This window comes from Gammaproteobacteria bacterium, from assembly GCA_029862005.1.
Classification (GTDB): domain Bacteria; phylum Pseudomonadota; class Gammaproteobacteria.
Genome location: JAOTYD010000097.1, coordinates 1 through 2,650 on the forward strand (window position 1 = coordinate 1; position 2,650 = coordinate 2,650).

Sequence of the window (2,650 nt, forward strand, 5' to 3'; positions counted from 1 at the left end):
CATCGGCACTTATGACCGGACTTGAAAATCCATGGGATATGGCTTTTTTACCTGACGGCACAATGTTTTTTACTGAAAAATGTAAAGGTCTTTCAGTCAGAACAAAAAATGGAAGTGTGAATGCACTATACGGAATGAAGGGCTCTAGTGGCTACCGCGATTCTGGTAGCGATCTTTTCTGCGAAGGTCAGGCCGGCATGTTGGGCGTAGTTGCGGATATCAACTTTGCAAAGAATCGTACGCTTTACGTTTATTCCACTTCTTCCAAATATCATGGTTCCGGTTGCAAAACCAATTTTGAAAAGTGTAACGGAAACATTGTTATGAGGTTTAACGTCAGTGACGACCTGAAGAGCGTTTCTAACCGCAGCGATATCGTTACGGATATTCAATACAAGCCATTCGAGTCGAACCAGCCATTCGGCGGGCCCGGCGCTCACAATGGCGGCAGGATACGTATTGGACCGGGAGGATTCCTCTGGGTAGCTGGCGGTGATCGTCACAGAGGAATTTGTCCTCAAGACGGTCAGTTACTCTGCGGTAAAGTACTGAGGATCGATGGAGACGGTAACGCACACCCCGGAAACAACCCGCCTGAGGGCTTTGACAAGCGTATCTACACTTATGGGCATAGAAATGTACAGGGTATAGATTTTCGTCCAAGCGATGGTAGAGCGTTTACTGCAGAGCATGGCCCATGGCATAACGACGAGATTACCGCATTGGTAAATGGTGGTAATGCCGGTTGGGATCCTGCAGAGAAAAGAGGCGGCAGAGGCGCATGCCCGGACAAGTACTGCGGTTATGAACCAAAGCAAATGGACGCCGTGGATCCTGCGGTACGTGCTGCCTATACCCCGATGAGTGATACTCGGTTTAAAGATCTGATGCCGTCTGCCTGGAATAACAATGGTTTTTCTCAAGGTACCGGATCTGCCGCATTCCTCAAAGGCAGCAACTGGGGTATCTATGAAGGTCGTTTAACCGTTGGCATCATGGGCATTGCTTTCGGTGATACGCCGCCTGGATCCCGTATAGACATAATCGATATCGCTCCTGACGGATTAGGAATACGGGGTATCGTGCGTATGCCGCTTGGATTCTCAAAGAGATTTCGCGGTCTGGTAATGGGGCCGGATAATGCGCTGTATGCTTCTACCGATGAAGGTGAAATCTATAGAATTACAGCTGAATAAGAAGTAGTTAACTGAAATATATGCTCGCGTTATGAAAGTAACGCGAGCTTTTTTTTGCCCACATGTCCGCATGCTCCTTTCATTGGGGCGCCGACGGTCTGTTGATTGCCTTGAAGCGTTCTCGAATCCTGTTGAGCCACTTCAGTATCAGGTCTAATTCTGCCTTTGCCACACTACCCGACAAATTTATCGAGCTACTGCTTACACAGGATGTCAGCCAGACGTTGCGTAGCTGAATTCGCATTTATAGACACCTTTGGTTTCTGCTTGGTGTCAGTTGCCATTGCCGGAGTGGTCCAGTTTTTATCGGAGTAAAACGTACGTTGCAGTGTTGTTTCGGAGTACTCGGCGCAATCTATTTTCATCAAGCTCTGATAGCTCGAGGCTCCCATAACAGAGGACTTATATCGAATTCTATTCCAAACGTTAACGAGATTACCGTTGTTTTGCACTCGCGCGTCGTCGAAGAAAAAGACATCGCCATTCGCCCGGGTCGAATACTCAACCCACTCCGCCATCGTATTGCACGAAAAGGTTAGCAGGAGTATGGGTAGTAGTTTTTTCAAGATCATGCCTAACATCTGCACACAATAGTAGGCCATTGCCGACGGGGCTTGCAAGCGGGTGCTGGAAGTGGTGCTGGATCTGGTCGATGACGGACTGACCCCCAATACTGGCCAGGGCCTTACCCCTGAGCGGGGTCCAGCCCATGAGCGAAGCGAATGGCCGAGGATATCACTGCCGAAGGCTCCATCGCCGCCTTCAGCCAGAGCACCGAAAAATCGATTATCCGTCGGCTCGCGGCCGAGTCCGCCGACCACGAGAACGCGGCCGGGCAGCAACGGCAGATGCTGTATTTGCGATGATGTTTTCCGGAAAAGCAGCGAAAAACGGCATCAACCCAATGCGAGATTAAACAGGGTCAGTCATAGCCGATTCACGACTGACGATTTACGACCATCCACTCAATGCAGATGGATTCGGCTATCATTTATTTGATGCGGAAGGAACCGCCACGGAAAAAAAGAACTGGTAGTCGATGGTTGCCTGCAAACACTGATACACAATAGTGCCACCGCTTCTTATTTTGATACCGAAACCACCGGACACGCGAGCCGCGGGCCCAGGTCGACGCTGGGTGTCAATCTACACCAGGTTGAAATCGCCAAAGGTTCCGAAGACCTGGCGACACTGCACAGTGGTGAATATCTGGAGCTCACCGATTTGGGCCGATTCGGGGGACAGTTTACTTTATTAAGAATATGCTGTTTACAAATCGGGTACGATGAAAACGGTATACTGTCCCCGGAATTGCGGTCACTCCAATCGCCAGGCCAGGTTAGAAAGTCGCAAATACCTCACCCATGTGGGGGTGTATCGAGTCACCATCGATCAGGCCGGCTTCAACCATGTCAGCAAAGGATTTGCGGGCGGTCTCCGTAGCCGCGTCCATG

Annotated in this window: 2 protein-coding genes; both read left to right on the forward strand. The window is 50.1% G+C overall.

Features of this window, described 5'->3' with window-relative positions; all coding sequences use genetic code 11:
* Positions 1-11: 11 nt before the first annotated feature.
* A complete protein-coding gene (locus tag OES20_19150) occupies positions 12-1,196 on the forward strand; it encodes a PQQ-dependent sugar dehydrogenase (protein MDH3636810.1) in 1,185 nt (394 codons plus the stop codon).
* A 722-nt stretch (positions 1,197-1,918) separates the two neighbouring features.
* Entirely contained in the window at positions 1,919-2,062 is a 144-nt protein-coding gene (locus OES20_19155; GenBank protein ID MDH3636811.1) for a hypothetical protein, read from the forward strand.
* Positions 2,063-2,650: the final 588 nt, after the last annotated feature.

Coding starts and splice junctions, on each gene's coding strand:
- OES20_19150 (MDH3636810.1), top strand. CDS start 12: ATGACCGGACTTGAAAATCCATGGGATATGGCTTTTTTACCTGACGGC.
- OES20_19155 (MDH3636811.1), top strand. CDS start 1,919: ATGGCCGAGGATATCACTGCCGAAGGCTCCATCGCCGCCTTCAGCCAG.